The organism is Bacterioplanoides sp. (assembly GCF_965226395.1).
Classification (GTDB): domain Bacteria; phylum Pseudomonadota; class Gammaproteobacteria; order Pseudomonadales; family Oceanobacteraceae; genus Bacterioplanoides.
The window spans coordinates 2864803-2884178 of record NZ_OZ245358.1 but is presented as its reverse complement, the minus strand read 5'-3'; the positions used below and the strand labels follow the sequence as shown (position 1 = coordinate 2884178).

The window sequence follows — 19376 nt, the reverse complement described above, 5'->3', positions numbered from 1 at the left end:
TTATTATTATCTTTCATACTTTCAGTGGACAGGCGCACTGAATTTGCACGATTGAAGCATAATATTCGCCATAAACAACAGGACGACGCGAGCCAAGCTGAACTGATGTACCAATTCAATATTAATCTTTCTCTGGCCGATCTCAACGCGCTTTATAAACACTCCGGAGAGTCCGGTCGGGCTGCGCCACACGACGTCCGTGTTGGCTTATACCGTCACCCTCGATCAGAACCCCACTCTCAATTAGAACCCTACTCTCGATCAGAACCCCGCTCGCGTTCAGGGTTGTTTTCTGAACAGGAGCCGCATCTGGAGCTGGCATGTGGCGCACGACTGGTTCGCTACGATAACGACTGGTTACTCAGAAACCTCTGCACCTTACCGGAAGAACGTGGCCAGGGGCTGGCATCACGTTTGCTGCAGGAGCTGCGGACACTGCCCCCCTATCAGCCGTTACTGACTCTGCCACTGCCTCATCTTGAGCCGTTTTATTTACGCAATGGCTTCAGTGCGGTGGATGAAACCGGGTTATCGTCATCGCTACAACAATTATTGCGACAATGCCGCCGTCGCAACAAAGGCATTCGGGCCATGGTCAGTGATGCATCACTTCGGTAGACTGCCGCGCACGATCAATCTTGTATTCACCCTAATTGACATCCACTTTAAGAAGTTACTATGGCTAATAAAAATAAGCTCAGCACGTTAGTTGGTAAAATTGAAAAGCTGCCGGTCTCCTGGCAGGCACCAGTGATCTCGTTTCTGATGGGGAAAGTAATTCCGTTTGCAGGAACATCAGGCACCCGGGTTGAAAAACTGACGCCAACCGAATGTATTATTGTGATGCGTAATAAAAAGAAGGTGCAAAACCATATCGGCAGCGTACACGCCGCCGCAATGGGCCTGCTGGCAGAATCCGCCACCGGTTTTATGACCGGCCTGAGTGTGCCAGATGATCGCATTATTGTGATTCGCTCGATGAAGCTGGAATACGGCAAACGTGCCAGTGGTGATATGAAAGCCGTTGCCAGCTTCTCCAACGAACAGGTGCAATTCATCAAAGACACGCCCAAAGGCGATATTGAGGTGCCGGTGGTGATTACCGATGGAACCGGTACTGAAACGGTTAAAGCCACCATGATCTGGGCCTGGACACCGAAGAAAAAGTGACATTTCTGATCAGAATCCGCACAAACTGCGGATTCTACTTATTGTCTTCTCCGCACTAACCACGGAAAATAGCCCGTTTTGACGATTTGGTCAGGCAATACCAGATTATTTACCACTGACCATTGAACAGACGGTACCCATGAACGATACAGCCCCTGAATCCCAGGATACAAGCACCGCATTGCAACTGATTGATATCCACAAGTCTTACGGAGACCTTGAGGTCCTGAAAGGCGTTAGCCTGGAAGCCAACACCGGCGATGTCATTTCCATTCTGGGTTCCAGTGGCTCCGGTAAAAGCACCCTGCTACGTTGCATTAATCTGCTGGAAAAGCCCAATCAAGGCCAGATCATTATTGGTGGTGAAGCGCTGGGGCTGAAAGCCGACAAGCACGGTGAATTACACGCCAGCAACCACAAACAGCTGGAGCATATGCGCTCACGCTTAGGCTTTGTATTTCAGCAGTTTAACTTGTGGCCACACATGACTATTCTGCAGAACATCATCGAAGCGCCGGTGCATGTGTTAAAAATCCCCAAAGAACAAGCCATCAGCCGGGCCCGTGAGCTGCTGAAAAAAGTGGGTTTGGCCGACAAAGAAGATGTTTATCCAGGTAATTTATCCGGCGGTCAGCAACAGCGAGTGGCGATTGCCCGCACCCTGGCGATGGAGCCTCAGGTGCTGTTGTTCGATGAACCCACCTCCGCACTCGATCCGGAACTGGTTAATGAAGTGCTGGCCGTGATGCGCGAACTGGCGGAAGAAGGTCGTACCATGTTGATTGTTACACATGAAATGCGCTTCGCCCGGGAAGTTTCCAGCAAGGTGGTTTTCCTGCATCAGGGTCAGATTGAAGAGATTGGCACCCCAGAACAAGTATTTGATAACCCGCAGTCCCAGCGGGTACGCGACTTTATGGCAAGCCATCAATAAACTGGCTTAACACGAAAACGATTCGAGGAATATTTATGATCCGCAAATTAATTACGTCCGGCCTGGTGCTGGCTTCGCTGTTTGCTGCAGGCATGGCAAACGCTGGTGATAAAATCCGTATTGCCACCGAAGGCGCTTACGCCCCTTTTAACATGGTGGATAAAAACGGTGCACTGGTCGGATTTGATGTCGATATCGCCAACGCCTTATGTGCACAAATGAAAGCGGATTGTGAAGTAGTTGCTCAAGACTGGGACGGCATTATCCCGGGATTACGCGCCCGTAAATACGACGCCATTATTGCCTCTATGTCGATTACCAAAGAACGTCTGCGTGTAGTGGACTTCTCCGAGAAATATTATTCCAATGTACTGGCCTTTGTTGCGGCAAAAGATAAAGCACTGGACACCAGCAAAGCCGGACTGAAAGGTCTGACTATTGGTGCTCAACGTGCCACCATTGCTGGCCAGCGCTTAGAAGATGAGTACGGCGATATCGTTAACGTTAAGCTGTATGACACTCAGGATAACGCTTATCTGGATCTGGCATCCGGTCGACTGGATGCCATTCTGTCGGACAAATTCCCGGCTTATGACTGGATGCGCAGCGCAGATGGTAAAAGCTTTGAATTTAAAGGTGGCGACATCGACATCAACGATAAAATTGGCATTGCTGTGCGCAAAGGCGACAAGCTGAAAGACAAGCTGAGCGAAGCCATTAAAGCCATCGTTGAGAACGGCACGTACGCTAAAATTAATGAAAAGTACTTCCCGTTCGACATTTATTAATTACCTCATTTTCCCACTGATCAGCCCGGCACCTGCAAAGGTGTCGGGCTGATTTAGTTGCGGTAAGTGAGCGACCGAGTTTTATTCGCTAGGAATCCTTATGGATCTACAAGGTTTTGGACATCTGCTGCTCAGCGGCGCATGGATGACAATTCAACTGGCATTAGCCAGCCTGATCATTGGTCTGATTATTGGCCTGATCGGTGCATTGGCCAAACTGTCGCATAATCGCGCCGCCCGCAGCATTGCCACGGGCTACACCACCATAGTTCGTGGTGTGCCGGAACTGCTGCTGGTATTAACCATTTATTTTGGTGGCTCGCAGATTTTAATGTGGATTGCCGGTTATTTTGGCTACGACGAATACATCGAAGTAGGCCCGTTCGCCGCCGGTGTTGCGGCTCTGGCCATTGCTTTTGGCGCTTACGCGACTGAGGTGTTCCGCATGGCGATGCTGGAAATTCCCAAAGGCCAGTGGGAGTCAGCGCAGTCGATTGGCATGACCAAATTCCAGACTTTTTTCCGTATTATTCTGCCGCAGCTCTGGCGCTTCTCGTTACCGGGTTTAGGTAATTTATTTCAGGTGTTATTAAAAGATACCGCGCTGGTGTCGGTTGTTGGTTTAAATGAGTTAATGCGTCAAGCCGCCGTGGGCGCTGCGAACACCAAACAACCTTTTGATTTTTACCTGGCTGCTGCCGTGTTGTATTTAGGGCTGACCCTGATTGCGACCTTTGTGACCACGTATCTGGAGCGACGCAGCAAACCGGAACTGTATCAGGCCAAAACCAGTGGAGGTAAAGCATGAGCTGGGAATGGGAAGTTATCTGGGAATATTTGCCCAAACTGATGGACGGCGCCTGGTTAACACTGGAGCTGGTGTTTGTATCTGGCTTAATTGGTATCTTTTTCGCGGTCCCCCTGGCCCTGATGCGTGCCTCTGAAAACCTGTGGCTGCGTGCTCTGCCAGTAGGCTATATTTTCTTCTTCCGTGGTACACCACTGCTGGTGCAGATTTTTTTAATTTATTACGGCGCGTCTCAATTTGAAGCCATTAAAGACTCATTTTTATGGCCCATTCTGCGCGAGCCTTATTGGTGTGCCATTATTGCCTTCTCCATGAACACTGCCGCTTATAGCGCCGAGTTAATTCGTGGTGCGATTCAGGCGATTCCTAAGGGTGAAATTGAAGTATCCCAGGCACTGGGTATGAGCAAGCCGACTATGATTCGTCGCATTGTTATGCCCCGTGCTTTTGGCATTGTATTTCCGGCTTACAGCAACGAAGTGTTATTAATGCTAAAAGGCAGTGCACTGGCATCGACCATTACCCTGCTGGATTTAACCGGTATGGCACGAACCATTATTGCCCGCACTTATACGCCGTTAGAAATGTTTTTTGCCGCAGGCATGGTGTACTTATTGATTGCTGCGGTGATGATTGGCTGCTTTAAATTATTGGAGCATCGGATTAACCGCTATCAGTTTTATAAGCCGGACAGTGCTAAATAAGACCAGCAATAAAGCCCCAAAAAAACCTGACTTGATCACAAGCCAGGTTTTTTTATTTTAACAGGCGATTGGTTTTAACAGACGCTTGGTTTTAAATAGGTGCCATATCATGTGATATGGCTACTCTGGTTAATCATCCATAATCAACCAGAGCATGCGACAAGACATTTAAACGACGTTACGCAAGCTTACAGCGTACCCGCCATATATTCACGACGCTTACGCTCACCTTCAATATAGGCCAGCCATTGTGCGGCCATTTTTTCTGAGGATTTAAACTCAGCCGCCGCTTCAAAGGCGCCTTCGGCATCCGCCAGGTTATCGAGATTAAACAGCACTAAGCCACGCAGAATCTGAGCATCGGCTTGTTTGTTAAAGCTGGTATCTTTCAGTGCCGAGTCCACATTACTCAGTGCTAATTCCCACTCCTGACGCTCGGTATGAATCTGAGCCAGCTTATAGAAGTCTTTGCCTTCTCCGGATAATTCAGCCGCTTTACTCATCACCTTAATGGCGTTGTCGTATTCTTTGGCGATCATCCAGGAGTCACCCAGCAGTGACAGGTTTTTTGCATTAACTTCAATCTGTTTCGACTTCATCCCCTGAGCCAGAATATTGGCCGCTTTATACGGTACTTCCTGACCTAACAGAGCTTGTGCCAGATTAACCAATTCACTTTCTTTGGTCAGTAGTCCTTGCTCATGGGCTGCTTCCAGAGCTGACAGCTCTTTTAACGGCTTATCCAGTTCACTGTAAACTGCTGCCAACTGAACCCAGTATTGTGCTTTTGGATACAGCGTCGCCAGATCCTGTAAACAGCGTGCCAGTGAATTAAAGTCTTTGTTCTGATAATAAACAGCGCGCTCCAGCATCAACCAGTTTTCACGTGGCTTTTTGCCTTTCTGTTTTTCATCAGCAATAGCAACTTTTACATCCGGCAATGCTTTTTGATACTGCTCTAACTGAAAATAAATCTGCGCCCGTAAAATATGTGATTCAGCGCTTGGCTTTTCAACCAAAGTGAACCATTCGTTCAGCGGCTTTAATGCGGCCTGATAATTTTCCTGCATCAGGTGCAGCTTAGCCAGGCTGTATAGCGTGCCCTGCTGCAGACTTTCCGGAATATTTTTTGTGGCTACCACGTTTTGATACGACTTAATCGCATCATCAAAGCGTTCCTGATTAAAGTACACATAAGCGAACATATTATGAGTCATCGCTTTCTCATAGCTGTTACGCTTACGTTTTTCCAGCGCCGTCAGCGATGCCAACGCTTCATCGTATTTTTTCTCATCTGCCAGCACACGCGCCTGTTCCAGCTTTTTATAGATTTTCGGGCGTAATGTCTGAGCACGCTTAACACGACGTTTCTTTTTCTTTTCTACTTGCTGCTCAGCCTGCTGATCGCCAGACTGAGCGGCCTGTACCGTATGTACGGGTACAGCAGTGGCAAAACTAACCACCAGCGCGGTGGTCAGTAATGTAGCAACTGGAAATTTCATAACAGCCTCCTGTTACCTTTTTTTCTTACTGCTTTTATCAAGCTCAAAACGAATAATGTTACGCACACCCGTTACTTCGATGGCTTTTCCATTTTCAATTTTTGGCTTGTACTTAAATTTTTTCGCGGCAGTTAATGCAGCACGGTTAAAGATATTTGGCGGATCCGCTTCAATAACAACCGGGTTTACCACAGTCCCCAGCTTGGAGACGGTAAATTCCACCACTACATAACCTTCAATACCTTTTTGTGCCGCACGACGCGGATATGTAGGGGCCACTTTAACAATGGGTAAATATTCTCCATCGCCAGAACCGCCACCTAAACCGGCATCAACATTCAGATCGGAGCCAATCTCAAAGCCACCAATATCAAAGCCATCGGTGGATGCCTGGGCCAGGTCTGGAGCTGGCAGATCGGGTTTTGGTGGCTCTTGTGGTGGAGCCGGTGGCTTTTGTGGTTTACGTTCTTTGGTCTGAACCTCGTCATCCGGCTTCTGCATCACAAAACTTTCAATGCGACCGAAATCCTGTTCATTCAGTACCGAACCACCGCTGCTGATCAGGCTTTGCATCACCCAAAACACCGCGAAGGTTGCAACACCGGCAACCGCCAGTGCTGAACCAAAACGAACCAGGGAGGACTGCAACATGCTAGTTTGCCTCCGTCGACAACGACACGTCGTAAACACCGGCAGCACGAGCAGCATCCATTACCGCTACTAACTTCGCCGTTTTGGCTTCTTCATCTGCCTGGATTACGACTGACCCCTGCGGGTTTTCAGCACGTAAACGCTCAATATTGGCACGTACCTGAGATTCATCCACACGACGTTTATCAATCCAGATTTCACCGATGTCATTAATCGCAATTAAAATATTCGCACGCGGTTTAGCTTGTGCGGTATTGGCGTCCGGACGATTGACTTCAATACCGGATTCCTTAACGAAAGAAGCGGTCACGATAAAGAAGATCAACATGATAAATACCACGTCCAACATCGGTGTGATGTCGATTTCGCCTTCTTCAGCTTCCTGAGCGATGTTTGAAAAACTACGTCTCATAATTTCATTCTCATTTTTAAGCACTTTTAATTAAATGCTTATTAATCTTTTCAATTAAACTCTGACGGATTTTAAAAACGTTTTCGAGGCAGTCATCGCCAGGCAAAACTTACTGAAAACGCGCAGTTTATAAGTCATAAATGAGCATTTTGAAGTAAGTTTTAACACCGCGATGGCAACGCAGATAGTTTTTAATTCCTGTCAGTGATCGAAGGTTAATTGGTCTTCTAAGTGAATCTTTTCACGCTTGATATAACGGTCTAACAATGACTGAGCAAACACCCCGGTAATGGCCCCCACCATGCCAGCCATGGTTGGGATGGTGGCTTTGGAAATACCCGATGCCATCGCTTTCGGGCTACCGTTACCTAAAAATGCCATCACATCGAATACTTCGATCATGCCGGTCACCGTACCTAACAAACCGAATAACGGTGCCAGGCCAATCGCCATTTTGATGGTGTTCATATTGGCCGTCAGGTTACCGCGCAGCTTGCCCAACAGATCCTGACGGATCTGATGAGCGTGCCAGGAAGTACGCTCTGAGCGAGCTTCCCATTCAGCAACGGCTTTTTTAACGTCGGAGCGGTGTACAAAGGAGAAGAACACCACCCGCTCTAATACCAACAACCACAAGATAAAGATCAGTCCGAAGATGCCGTAGAGGATCACACCTCCACGCTCCATAAACAGATAGACCGGTTCGTAAATTTCAGTGAACATCTATCTCACCAATCGGTTATTAAGCTGCTTTCGCAGACGTTTGCTGTTCAGACTGGCGCGCCAGAATACCGGTAGCACGCTCTTCCAGAATCATCATCAGCTCACGTGAGCGGTTATTGGTTAAGGTGTGCAGGAAGACACAAGGAATGGCTGCAACCAGACCCAGAACCGTGGTCATCAGTGCCTGAGAAATACCACCCGCCATCAGCTTAGGATCGCCGGTACCAAACAGAGACATGGTTTCAAACACATCAATCATGCCGGTAACGGTACCCAACAGACCCAACAGTGGCGCAACGACAGAGATAATTTTGATCCAGCCAATGCCACGGGTCAGGCGTGGAATTTCTGCCGCAATGGCTTCACCTAAGTGCAGTTCCAGCGTTTCGGTATCGGCTTTATTGTTCGCCTGGAATACCGCCATTACACGACCCAGCGAGTTATTTTCATTCGCGCTTTCAGACTTCATTTGCTTGTAAACGCGGCTGCGTTCTACGTACAGCACAATCATGCGCCATACCGCTAACAGAATACCGATCACCGCCAGTGCCAGAATGATGTAACCAACCACGCCACCCTGATCAACACGGTCGCCCAGTTCAGGTGACTGACCCAGAATTTTTAATAATTGACCGCGCGAAGGATCAATCCAGAAGCCGGTTAATGCAGCACCGGAAGCACTTTCTAATTCTGCTGCCGGACCGGTGTAACGCGAGCCCGGTTGCTTATCCAGCTCAACCAGACGACCGGACTCCAGATCCCAGTTCAGATAATTCCCCGCAGACACAACATTAAAGCCACCCACACGAATGACATCTTTTTGTACGGTGTCACCTGATGGCATCACCACATCGGCGTTGTATTGTGCGATACGGCCCGAGAAGGTTGCTTCACGTTGCATTTCAAACCACAAACGCTCTAACTGCTCGATCGATGGTAATGTCGAAGACGAACCTGCAGTTTTAATTAAATCGGTTAAAAATTCGGTACGGCCCGGTAATTCACTGGATACTACGGAACCTTCAAATACGGCTTTGGTATCACCCGCTACCTGTTGCAGCACACCGAATAATTCTTTTAATGAGCCTAAACGGTTGGTTAAACGATCCTGAGCATTTTCAACCCGGGTTTCATTCTGCTGGAATTCCTGCTCTTTTTTCGCGGCTAAAATTTCCAGACGAGAACGCTCGGCTTTCATTTCAGCCACTAAACGTTCCTGCTCTGCTTTAGAGCGATTAAAACGCACCAGACGCTGTTTAAATTCTTTGTCATCACGTGCCTGACCTTGTTTTACCAGGTTCAGCAGCTCGTCCACACTCACTTCATCAGCGGCATGAGTATTGGAAGAAAAAGAAAATGCCAGAGCGGCAGATAATAATAAGGCTTTAATTTTCATCATTTCTTCCTTCTTAGTTGGCAGCCAACGGAGCCGCAACCGGCACCTTGATTAAATCCGGAGCCGCTTGTTCACGCGCGATACGAATACCTGCCATTAACTTACTTTTGTAAGCCGGATCCAGAGCTTCCCAGGCATTATTAGCCGTATTCCAAACACCCAGTTCCAGACCATCCAGAGACTGATACATCAGAGCAATACGGCCCACACGTAAAAAATCCACTTCACGTTGCTGACCATTAACATCCAGCGTGCCACGGTAAGATTCGATGGTACGGCCGTAATCAATTTCAGCCTGGTAAGCTTCCATCACTTTGCGATATTTTTCGGCCACGGTTACGTCACTACGGCCCATCATGCGCTTCAGTTTTTCAACTCGTTCGCTGCGCTCTTCTTTCAGGAAAGGGACATCAGCACGTACAAACTGATCAGCGGCATCAATCATGCGCAACATTAATGGTGTGATCTGACGCTCAACCAGAGTCACCTTAGTGATACTGTCTTCAATGGCAGCCAGTTCTTTGGCCTGCGCATCCAGCTGGTTATTCAGCTGTTTAACATAAACATCCAGACCTTCGACTTCTTTAATCAGCGAACGGTATTCACGTTCACTGGTACGAATGCTGTTATCAATATTGTCGATTTTTTGCTGAGACTGTTGTGCTTTATTAACGCGCTTAACACCGTTATCTAAAGCGCTGTCAACATTGGCAGCGGTTGCGCCAAAAGCAACACCAGCGGTTAATACCGCGGCGGCCAGGACGTTACGAGTTCGCAGTTGCGTAGGCATGATTCTTTACCCGTTTAAACTGTTATTGGCCCGCACCCGCGAGCCCCCTAAATTCAGAGCGCACGATACTGCAGTTCTATGACACTTGTGTGACATGACGATTGGGTTGCAGATATATGACAGTGATTCAAAGGAATGTCAGATGGAGTGTTCTTAAAAACAAAAAAGCCCGCTCTTATACAAGAGCGGGCTTTTCTTCACCGGTATAACCGGTGACTACATGCTTATTGGAAAGCAGCAGGAATTACTTTTGCAGCCCATGCGTAGAACGCATCGTCCGCAGCCGTATTTGGCGCAACAGCACCAACATAAGTTGTGTCAGTAAAGAAGTCAGTCACTTCGTTAGCTGAAACAGCGTTAAGATCAACAGCAGAAACAACTGGTGATGGAGCCGCTACCGCAAAAGCTGCATCCAGAGTCACAGTTTCTGCGTTAACTGCGGTGAACACACCAGCTGTTGCAGCAGCAGCACCGTTATCATCCAGTTGAATAGGCTGACCAGCAACACCACAACCCAGGAAGAAGTTGGTCAGAACGATTGGAGCACCAGTTTGTGCGCCAACACCGTTGTCATCGATACGAACACATTCAGCGGTAGAAGCATCCGCTGGAGTAGAACGGTCACCCAGATAGTTAGCAGCAGCAACGTTCACAAAGCGACCACCGGTACCTTCTTTCAGACGGAACAGCTCATCACTTTCTGCCTGAGTAATTTCCTGGAATGTAACGTTAGCCAGAGTTGGGTTGGAAACCGGAGTACCGCCAAAGGCACCGCCATCGTTATCCGCTTCAATCGCGTAGTCACCAGCATCAGTGATGTTGACACCCTGACGTACCAGAGCAAACTGGATGTTACCCTGATAACCGTGGTCCCAGTCGATCGATTCATCACCGTTATCAACCAGAATCAGGTTGCTAACGTTTACAGTACCACCGAAGAATTCAACACCATCGTCTGCGTTGCCGTAAACCATCAGGTTATCAACTTCAGTGCCGTGACCAACAGAGTGGAAAGTCACACCGTTGATTTCTTCATCTTCGGCAACTTCGAAACCACCTTCGGCAACAATAACGTGCGAGATTTTACCGCTGCTATCACCACGCTGAGCACCACCGTGGAAGCCAGTACCAGCTTCATCCGGGATGTTACACACTGCAGGTGCTGCCGGGCATTGGTTGTTTGAAGAGAAACCTTGCAGAACCAGACCAGCCCACTCACCGGAACCACTGAAATCGTTATCCAGAGAAGACATAACAATCGGGTTGTCTGCGGTACCATTCATCAGGATTTCAGAACCACGGCTGATGACCAGAGCACCACGTGTAGAAGAACGGAACTGAACACCAGCATCAACGGTTAAAATAACTCGGGAAGCATCACCAGCCGCTGCCAGTGTTTCATTACCATCACCAACTGTTACGAAGCCTTGCAAGGTGTAAACAAAGTTGCTGGTTAACTGAGCGTCCTGGGTAATACGACCAGACAGAGCACATTGAGGCAAAGTGGTATCACCAACGCTGATGGTTTGACCGGTTGTTACACCAACGGTGCCACACGTCTGGCCTGATGGTACTGTTGGATTGTCAGGAGTAGCTGGAGCTGAGCTGCTACCCGTTTCAACAATAATCACATCAACATCTTCATCGCCAGCACATGCACTTAACAGTACCGCAGATGATGCAACAGCCATAGCGGCAACCAACTTTTTGATTTCCATATTTTTTCCCCTGTGAAAAATCTTTAATAATTTAATTAATTTTAAAATTAAGAGATGACAGTTAGATTAAATTCAGACGGAAACTGCCTGAATTTAATCTTATTTAAATCAGAATTCCGTACTGAAACCTAAAGAAAACTCAACGCCTTCTTTATAGCTTCGGAAGTTTTGACCACCCTGAGTTAATTCCACCTTTTCATCGGTAATATTATCCAGGCTAAAGCTGACTTTAGAGCTTTCAAAAATCTCTTGTTTAACACTCAGGTTAATTTCAGAGCGTGGTTCTTTAATAATATTTGGCAGATCACCGGAGCCAACCGAATCAATAGAGTCGCCCTGATAATTAACAACCAGTGTGTATTCAGTGCCATTTTCAAAGTCATCTAAACCCAGCTGCAGGTTTGCCAATTCATCGGGCTGGCCTTGCATACGCTGACTTCTCGGTGCTTCACCTTCTACTGAAATTTCCACATCTGAATCAATAAATGCCAGGTTACCTGAAACAAAGCTATTCAGATCACCGCCAGCCATTTCGAATTCCTTACGGAAGTCAATTTCGAAACCAGACAACTCACCTTCTTCGCCGTTCGCGTAAGAATAAACCGCACCACCCTGAAGCAAGGTACGCTCAATCGGGTTATCAAAGTCTTTCATAAAGTAGGCAAGCGTTACGTTTTCACTATCGGAGAAGTAATATTCAAAGCGTAAATCAATATTATCGATATCCGATGTTTCCAGATCTGGATTACCACGGAACAAATCACCTGTTTCAACTTCGGTAAACTGAGCATTCGCTAATTCACGGAAATCAGGACGGTTTTTTGTTTCATAATAAGCCGCACGCAACTGCATATCTTCGTTAATAAAGAAAGTAGAGCTGACTGCCGGGAACACATCACTTTCATCAAGCTCAGAAGAAACCGGCTCTGGATTTGCAGTAGTTGACGTTTGAGTAAATGTATCCACGGTGAGATCAGAATCTTCAACTCGTAAACCAAACTCGACATTAGCAATATCAAACCAGTTAATAGCGGAAGTCAGATAATAAGTCAGCATATTCCACTCAGCATCGTAATCATCTGCTGGAGTGCTGTTACTTGATAAAGATAACTCTCCGGAATCAGCCAGGCCTTCCAGAATTTCATCCGGATTAAAGTTATTCGGATAATCTGCTGCAGTACGGCTACCAGTACGGTAAGTCAGGCGGGTTCCTTCTGCTTCACGTTCACGTGAGAAATAACCAACACCATATTTCAGGCTCAGATCCATTGAGTCAGAGGTATATAACAGGGAAGACAAATCAATATTGAAATCGGTATTGTCATCTGTCAGTTCGTTGTAGGTACGTCCAGTGGTACTCAGGAATAACAGGAACGGATCTGACGATTCTGCATTACGCTCAAAGCTGTATTCCCGCTCATCAGGCTGATCCAGTTTTGCCTGAGAAACAGAAGCCTGCCAGTTAAGTTCCGTCTCGAAGAAGTTATCAAAGTAATGTTTACCAGTGAATTGCTGCATCAGGAATTCACGCTCAATCCACAGCAAACGATAACGATTTAATTCGCGATCCTGGTCACCACCCACACCTGTAGTAACGGTTGTGTCATTCTGAGTCTGGCGTAACACCAGAGTGTTACTGCTGTATTCATTATCACCAGAGATTAAACCCAGTGACGCGCCCCAACCCAGAGTGATGTCATTGATAGTACGTTCATCTTCAAATGAATCATCCTGAATGATTTCAGAACCGGTTGAACGGTAGGTATTTCTCTTACGATCCTGACGCGACCATGAGTTTTCATAACGCAATGAAGTGGTATAACCCAGAGTCAGAGAATCACCGTCATAAATAGTGTCACCCAGAGATAACTCTAAAGAGCCATTAGGTAAAACACGTTTTTCTTTCGTTTCCAGGTTATCAGGTAACAAACGTAACGCTGCTTGTGATTCCAGATCACTGGCTGTACCGTCGTTTAAGCTTCCTTCAATATCATCAATATATTTAGGTAAACGACGATCCCATTCAGCACCAAAACCCAGAGCATCAAATGGCTCAGATTCCTGAACCTGGCGGTCTTCACCGGTCAGATCATCAACATATGTTAATGATGCTGAAAATTTACCTTCAAATTCTTCCGGGAATTTTTTAGTCGTCAGTTTAATAACACCACCGGTTGAATCGGCATAAACATCCGGAGTGAAGTTTTTCTGAACCGCAATTCCATCAATAATGGTCGATGGGAAAATATCCAGCGGTACAACACGACGAGCCGGATCCGGAGATGGCAGAGTTGCTCCATTTAAAGTAATGGTCGAGTGACGTTCGTTCAGACCACGCACGACAACATACTTGCCATTAGAAATGGTTACACCAGCAACACGTTTCAGAGCCGATGCGGCATCTGAATCACCGAAGCGTGAAAATTGTTCAGAACCAATTGAATCCAATACCGCCGAAGAATCACGCTCCTGAGCAGCACCGGTTGAAGGTACATAGGTTCCTACTGCAACCACTTCTTCAATAACGCCGTCACCTTCCAGACTCATATTCAGGTTAACGCCGGTATTAACATTCCCCATGACACGAATGCCATTTACATCGCGCTTGCCGTAATTCGGATCGGCAATTAATAAATTGTATTCACCACGCGGTAATTCAAAACTGAAGAAACCATCTTCATCAGTAACAACACCCTGTTCAGTACCATCAACGGATACGCGTGCACCGGAGATCGGGCCACCAGTATCGGCAGATTCTAAATAACCGGAAATCTGACCCAGTGCGACTTCGGCTTCCTGACCTGGAGTAAATACATTAATTTCTGGCAGTGCTTCACCACCAATCATTTCTACCTGAATTTCGGCATTTTGCTCGTCGTTCGCGGTATCAAAATCAAATTCACCCAGATATTCGCCAAACTGAGATAACTCAACCGTATGACTACCGGCTGGCACATCAAAAGAAACAAAGCCGGATTTACCCACCAGTTTCTTTTTACCATCTACCGCAACGGTCAGGTCACGAACAGCTTCGCCATCCTCGGTCACATAAAAAACGGCTTCTCCAGCCATAAGCTGAGATGCCATCACAGACGATGCGATTGCAAGCCACAGTCGATTCGGTTTCATTTCGCCCCCTAAAACAGGAATACAAGAATATTAGGCAGGCAAAAACTGCCCACGCGTTAATGCGGGGCAGTATGTTTTTGAAAGATGACAGTTGGATTACAAAAAACCTAAGTTTAAAGAATCATCAGGTTTCGTCAGTTTGGCTCAGCAGTTTATTCACAGCTGAGAGCTGCTCTTCTGTGGTAGGTAAGGCGTCAATTAAACGATTTAATTCTTCAACTTCTGAGACGATAAAGTCGACAAAGCTGCGAACTTTTTTGGGCAGGTACTGGCGTGACGGGTAAGCAACAGAAACACGCTCCGGGCGTAATTGCCAGTCATTAAAAATAGGAATCAGCTGCCCCGATAACACAGCATCACCGGCCATCAGATAAGGAATCCGACCAATACCTGCTCCTTTAATCATGCTGTGTAGGTTTGCCTCCATCAGGTTAGTGGTGATATTGGGTTCCACCGCAATCGATATTTCTTCTCCGGTTTCGGAGTGAATCATTTGATACGTCTCCGGCTGAATACCGTCACCCAATTTAACGCAGCGTAGATTTTTCAGATCTTGTGGATGCTGTGGCTGGCCGTACTCTTTCAGATAAGCCGGGCTGGCACATAAAATAGAATCCGACTCTGTCAGGGTGCGGGCAATTAATGATGAGTCCGGCAAATCCCCAACAAAAATCCCCAGGTCATAACCCTCCTGAATCATGTTGACCGGGCGGTCGGTATGCACCACTTCGATACGAACGTCCGGATACACGTTCTGGAATTTGGTCAGGAAGTGCCCCATCGAGCCACTGGCCACCATCACCGGAACCACCAGCCGTAACACTCCGTGGGGGTTATGCTCACGATCGGAGATCAAACGATGTGCTTCGGTGATTTCATGAATCAGGTGGCGACAACGGCTGTAATATTCGTTACCCACTTCGGTTAAGCTCAACTGACGGGTACTGCGCTGCAACAAACGTGATCCCAGGCTGGCTTCGAGATCAGAGACCATACGACTGACTCGCGATTTTGGCATCCCAAGCGTTTTACCAGCGGCGGTAAAACTGCCTTCATCCACCACCTGAATAAAAACTTTTAACTGATTTATATCGAGCATGTTGTACTTCTGTTCCTGAACGCACCCAGTGCCAGACGATCAGTTTCTCCTGAGGCTGGGCTTACCGCAACTGCTGTGTTAATGTGTACGAAAGTACAAAAATAATAAATTGGTTAATCATTATGCAGTATTCTTATTGCAAACTCATGGCGATTGCGCTTTTTGCTCTGTTTATTAGTGCCTGTAGCGGTGGCGGAAACAGTGACGGTGAAAGCAGCGCCAGTGAAACTGATAGCAACAATACGGATACTTCGGCCGATAATCAGCAGCCAGGTTCTCCGCCGGGCAACACCTTGTCCGCCGTTCAACTTCAAGCCATTACAGACGATGCCTTACAGAACTGTATCCGCCAGACCAACATTCGTTACACCCAACAGCTGCAGATTCTGAAATGCCAGCATGCCGGTATTCAGGAATTAACCGGGCTGGAACAGTTCACTCAACTGCGAGTGTTAAATTTAGGCAATAACGCCATTCAAAACCTGAGCGCGTTAAATCATCTGACTCAGATTCATACACTGTCGCTCAGCCATAATCAGTTGATGTCATTCAGCGAGCTGGAGAACCTGCAGCAATTGCGCGAGCTGGCCATCAGCCATAATCAGATCAATAGTTTGGCTGGCATCGAAAAATTGACTCAGCTGCATAAGCTGTATATCAACCACAACCAGTTACCATCTCTGGAAGCACTAGCCGTCACGCAACTGCGTTATCTGGTGGCACACAATAATCCAGCACCCATTCCCAATAGCCTGCCGCAGACGATGGAGTCTTTCCGGCTATAAACGCATAAAAGCCAACGTAAAAAACAACGCGTAAAAACAAAAACAAGCAGCACCGCCAATTGTCGCTTACAATTGAGAGTCTTCTCCGTTACCGTGTCATCCCCCTTGTCATGGACGAACCACACATTGGCTTATGTTTCGCTTTTTTGAAAATCTGACTCAACCTTTTCCTCCGCAAGCACCTGAACAGCCGCCTAAAGGCCTGTATGCGTTTTGCCGACATTACACACAAGGCATGGAGCTGTCGCTGCTGACCATGTCATTGCTGACCGCATTACTGGCCATTCTTGAAGTCTCGCTGTTCAGTTTTATGGGCCAGCTGGTTGACTGGTTGGTGGACAAAGATCCGGAGACCCTGTTTTCCTCCGAAGGCAGCCAATTGCTGTGGATGTCGTTACTGGTGCTGATTGCGCTGCCGGTGGTGGTATTACTACACGCCCTGCTGGTGCATCAGGCACTGATGGGCAACTATCCGATGAAAATTCGCTGGCTGGGACATCGCTACCTGCTGAATCAAAGTGTCAGCTTTTATCAGAATGATTTTGCCGGTCGCCTGGCGACTAAGGTGATGCAGACGGCTCTTTCGGTGCGCGAAACCGTGATGAAACTGCTGGATGTGATGGTTTACATTCTGGTGTATTTCGGCTCGGTTCTGGTGGTGGTCGCCAATGCTGATATCCGCCTGATGATTCCGATGATTGTCTGGCTGGGTTTATATATCCTGACGCAGATGTTTTTTGTGCCGCGCCTGAAACAAGTAGCAACCAAACAAGCGGATGCCCGTTCTGACATGACCGGCCGCATTGTCGATTCTTATACCAATATTCAAACCGTTAAGTTGTTCTCCCACACTCAGCGCGAATCCGATTACGCCCGCGACAGCATGCAGGGTTTTATGGATACCGTGTATCAGCAGATGCGTTTGGCAACCGGCCTGAACTTCACGGTTAACTTTATTAATTACTTACTGGCGTTTGCCGTCGGCGCAATCTCCATCTGGCTCTGGTCGGACAGTGCCATCAGTGTGGGTGCGATTGCGATTGCCATCAGCCTGGCCTTACGGATTAACGGCATGGCGCAATGGATCATGTGGGAAGTCGGTGCACTGTTTGAAAATCTGGGTACCGTTGCCGATGGTATGAATACGCTGTCACAACCACAACAAGTCAAAGATGTGGAAAACGCCAAAACCCTGCAGGTAACCCAGGGCTCGATTGAGCTGAAAGACCTGAGTTTTTATTATCAGGGCAAGGATGATTCACAGCATAAACAAGTGTTTGATGAATTAAACCTGCATATCAAACCCGGTGAAAAAGTGGGTTTGGTGGGTCGTTCCGGGGCGGGTAAATCCACTCTGGTTAATCTGTTATTGCGCTTTTACGACATTGATGCCGGCGAAGTATTGATTGATGGTCAGAATATTAGTCAGGTTACCCAGGACAGCCTGCGCGCCAATATTGGCATGGTGACTCAGGATACCTCCTTGCTGCACCGCTCGGTGCGCGACAATATTCTGTACGGCAACCCGGATGCAACCGAAGCCCAGTTATGGCAGGCCATTGAGCAAGCGGAAGCGGCTGACTTTATTCGTGAGCTGACCGACCCACTGGGCAATAGCGGGCTGGATGCTCAGGTCGGCGAACGCGGCGTTAAATTGTCGGGCGGTCAGCGTCAGCGTATTGCCATTGCCCGGGTGTTATTAAAAGATGCGCCCATCCTGATTTTGGATGAAGCTACCTCAGCCCTGGACTCGGAAGTAGAAGCGGCGATTCAGAAAAGTCTGTACCGCCTGATGGAAAACAAAACCGTGATTGCCATTGCGCATCGCTTGTCGACCATTGCTGCAATGGATCGTCTGATTGTGATGGATCAGGGCCGCATCGTTGAACAAGGTACGCACCAGGAGCTATTACAGCAAAAAGGCATTTATGCCCAGTTATGGGCCCATCAGACCGGCGGATTTATCGGAGAAGAATGATGACGAATACTTATACCGGTGCTGATATAGTCGGTGCCGACATAGTCATTGCTGATTATCACAACCCGCTTCATCAGCAGATGATTGGCGAGTTAATGAACCATTATGCCTGCGACCCGATGGGCGGCGGAGAAGCACTGCCACAACAGATTACCGATACACTGGCGCTGAAAATGTCAGCGGTGCCTAATGCCCTGACAGTATTGGCATTACACCATGGTCAGGCGGTGGGTCTGATCAATACCTTTCCGGGGTTTTCGACATTTAAATGCCAGCCACTGATCAATATTCACGATGTGATTGTGCGTGACGGCTTTCGTGGTCAGGGAATTGCCCAAAAGATGATGCAAACCGTTGAATCCGTTGCTCGTGAGCGTGGCTGCTGCAAACTGACTCTGGAAGTACTGGAAGGTAACGGCGCAGCTCAAGAGAGTTACCGGCGTTCGGGCTTTGCTGGCTATGAACTAGACCCCGCCATGGGCAAAGCCATGTTCTGGCAAAAGTTTCTGGATTAAGCCTCATTAATAAAAACATCATTTTAGCGCCAAAGTTTGTCGCCAAAGGCCACTTAGAACACCACATCCAATTGACCAACTCGGGCTTTTTTCTTAGAATGCGCGCCCTGAAATTACTGCAAAGTCAGCCCGGTTTCAGCGTTGTACGTTATTCGTAACAGCCGCACAACGCGCATCCTATAAGCTGTTGATTTAAGCCAACAGCAGAAATTGCAGCAGCCAGCTATTATCAGATAAGCAGGCTGGCGAAGCGCGACGGTGTTAAGACAGCACC

Annotated in this window: 18 protein-coding genes; 9 read left to right on the top strand and 9 right to left on the bottom strand. The window is 47.6% G+C overall.

Annotated elements, in window-relative coordinates:
* The first annotated feature begins 51 nt into the window (after nucleotides 1-51).
* The 6 genes from ACO05E_RS13210 to ACO05E_RS13185 all read left to right on the top strand — a co-directional run bounded on the left by ACO05E_RS13210 (nucleotide 52) and on the right by ACO05E_RS13185 (nucleotide 4404).
* On the top strand, nucleotides 52-618 hold the full coding sequence (locus ACO05E_RS13210; protein WP_419813409.1) for a GNAT family N-acetyltransferase: 567 nt from the start codon (nucleotides 52-54) through the stop codon (nucleotides 616-618).
* Between the two features lie 60 nt (nucleotides 619-678).
* Entirely contained in the window at nucleotides 679-1170 is a 492-nt protein-coding gene (locus ACO05E_RS13205; RefSeq protein ID WP_419813408.1) for a DUF4442 domain-containing protein, read from the top strand.
* Between the two features lie 139 nt (nucleotides 1171-1309).
* Nucleotides 1310-2104 carry an ABC transporter ATP-binding protein gene (locus tag ACO05E_RS13200; RefSeq protein ID WP_419813407.1) on the top strand — a complete coding sequence of 265 codons (795 nt, stop codon included), beginning with the start codon at nucleotides 1310-1312 and terminating at the stop codon, nucleotides 2102-2104.
* 35 nt (nucleotides 2105-2139) lie between these two features.
* Complete coding sequence (locus tag ACO05E_RS13195) at nucleotides 2140-2892, top strand: ABC transporter substrate-binding protein (RefSeq protein WP_419813406.1); 753 nt, start codon at nucleotides 2140-2142, stop codon at nucleotides 2890-2892.
* Between the two features lie 100 nt (nucleotides 2893-2992).
* The gene (locus tag ACO05E_RS13190; RefSeq protein WP_419813405.1) at nucleotides 2993-3700 is read left to right on the top strand and encodes an ABC transporter permease; all 708 of its coding nucleotides are present in this window, start codon (nucleotides 2993-2995) and stop codon (nucleotides 3698-3700) included.
* Complete coding sequence (locus ACO05E_RS13185) at nucleotides 3697-4404, top strand: ABC transporter permease (RefSeq protein WP_419813404.1); 708 nt, start codon at nucleotides 3697-3699, stop codon at nucleotides 4402-4404. Before ACO05E_RS13190 ends, ACO05E_RS13185 begins: the two co-directional genes overlap by 4 nt.
* A 188-nt stretch (nucleotides 4405-4592) precedes the next feature.
* Here the strand turns inward: ACO05E_RS13185 and ACO05E_RS13180 are convergent, their stop codons facing one another.
* The 9 genes from ACO05E_RS13180 to ACO05E_RS13140 form a co-directional block, all read right to left on the bottom strand.
* Nucleotides 4593-5906 carry a tetratricopeptide repeat protein gene (locus tag ACO05E_RS13180; RefSeq protein ID WP_419813403.1) on the bottom strand — a complete coding sequence of 438 codons (1314 nt, stop codon included), beginning with the start codon at nucleotides 5904-5906 and terminating at the stop codon, nucleotides 4593-4595.
* Nucleotides 5907-5918: 12 nt separating this feature from the next.
* A complete protein-coding gene (locus ACO05E_RS13175) occupies nucleotides 5919-6557 on the bottom strand; it encodes an energy transducer TonB (RefSeq protein WP_419813402.1) in 639 nt (212 codons plus the stop codon).
* A 1-nt stretch (nucleotide 6558) separates the two neighbouring features.
* A complete protein-coding gene (locus ACO05E_RS13170; RefSeq protein WP_419813401.1) occupies nucleotides 6559-6969 on the bottom strand; it encodes an ExbD/TolR family protein in 411 nt (136 codons plus the stop codon).
* A 201-nt stretch (nucleotides 6970-7170) separates the two neighbouring features.
* Nucleotides 7171-7692, bottom strand: coding sequence for a MotA/TolQ/ExbB proton channel family protein (locus ACO05E_RS13165; RefSeq protein ID WP_419813400.1), 522 nt, complete (start codon nucleotides 7690-7692; stop codon nucleotides 7171-7173).
* Between the two features lie 19 nt (nucleotides 7693-7711).
* Nucleotides 7712-9091, bottom strand: a complete 1380-nt coding sequence (locus tag ACO05E_RS13160) for a MotA/TolQ/ExbB proton channel family protein (protein WP_419813399.1) — start codon at nucleotides 9089-9091, stop codon at nucleotides 7712-7714.
* A gap of 10 nt (nucleotides 9092-9101) precedes the next feature.
* Nucleotides 9102-9878: a DUF3450 domain-containing protein gene (locus tag ACO05E_RS13155; RefSeq protein ID WP_419813398.1), complete on the bottom strand. Its 777-nt coding sequence runs from the start codon at nucleotides 9876-9878 to the stop codon at nucleotides 9102-9104.
* A gap of 224 nt (nucleotides 9879-10102) precedes the next feature.
* Nucleotides 10103-11596: a hypothetical protein gene (locus ACO05E_RS13150; RefSeq protein ID WP_419813397.1), complete on the bottom strand. Its 1494-nt coding sequence runs from the start codon at nucleotides 11594-11596 to the stop codon at nucleotides 10103-10105.
* A 108-nt stretch (nucleotides 11597-11704) separates the two neighbouring features.
* Entirely contained in the window at nucleotides 11705-14725 is a 3021-nt protein-coding gene (locus tag ACO05E_RS13145) for a TonB-dependent receptor domain-containing protein (RefSeq protein WP_419813396.1), read from the bottom strand.
* A gap of 124 nt (nucleotides 14726-14849) precedes the next feature.
* Complete coding sequence (locus ACO05E_RS13140; protein WP_419813395.1) at nucleotides 14850-15824, bottom strand: LysR family transcriptional regulator; 975 nt, start codon at nucleotides 15822-15824, stop codon at nucleotides 14850-14852.
* Between the two features lie 122 nt (nucleotides 15825-15946).
* Here ACO05E_RS13140 and ACO05E_RS13135 point away from each other — a divergent pair, with 122 nt between their 5' ends.
* From ACO05E_RS13135 to ACO05E_RS13125, 3 genes are all read left to right on the top strand, one after another.
* Nucleotides 15947-16609, top strand: a complete 663-nt coding sequence (locus ACO05E_RS13135; RefSeq protein WP_419813394.1) for a leucine-rich repeat domain-containing protein — start codon at nucleotides 15947-15949, stop codon at nucleotides 16607-16609.
* Between the two features lie 133 nt (nucleotides 16610-16742).
* Nucleotides 16743-18587 carry an ABC transporter ATP-binding protein gene (locus ACO05E_RS13130; protein WP_419813393.1) on the top strand — a complete coding sequence of 615 codons (1845 nt, stop codon included), beginning with the start codon at nucleotides 16743-16745 and terminating at the stop codon, nucleotides 18585-18587.
* Nucleotides 18587-19102 carry a GNAT family N-acetyltransferase gene (locus tag ACO05E_RS13125; protein WP_419813392.1) on the top strand — a complete coding sequence of 172 codons (516 nt, stop codon included), beginning with the start codon at nucleotides 18587-18589 and terminating at the stop codon, nucleotides 19100-19102. The genes ACO05E_RS13130 and ACO05E_RS13125 overlap by 1 nt, the downstream gene beginning before the upstream one ends.
* The last annotated feature ends 274 nt before the right edge of the window (nucleotides 19103-19376 follow it).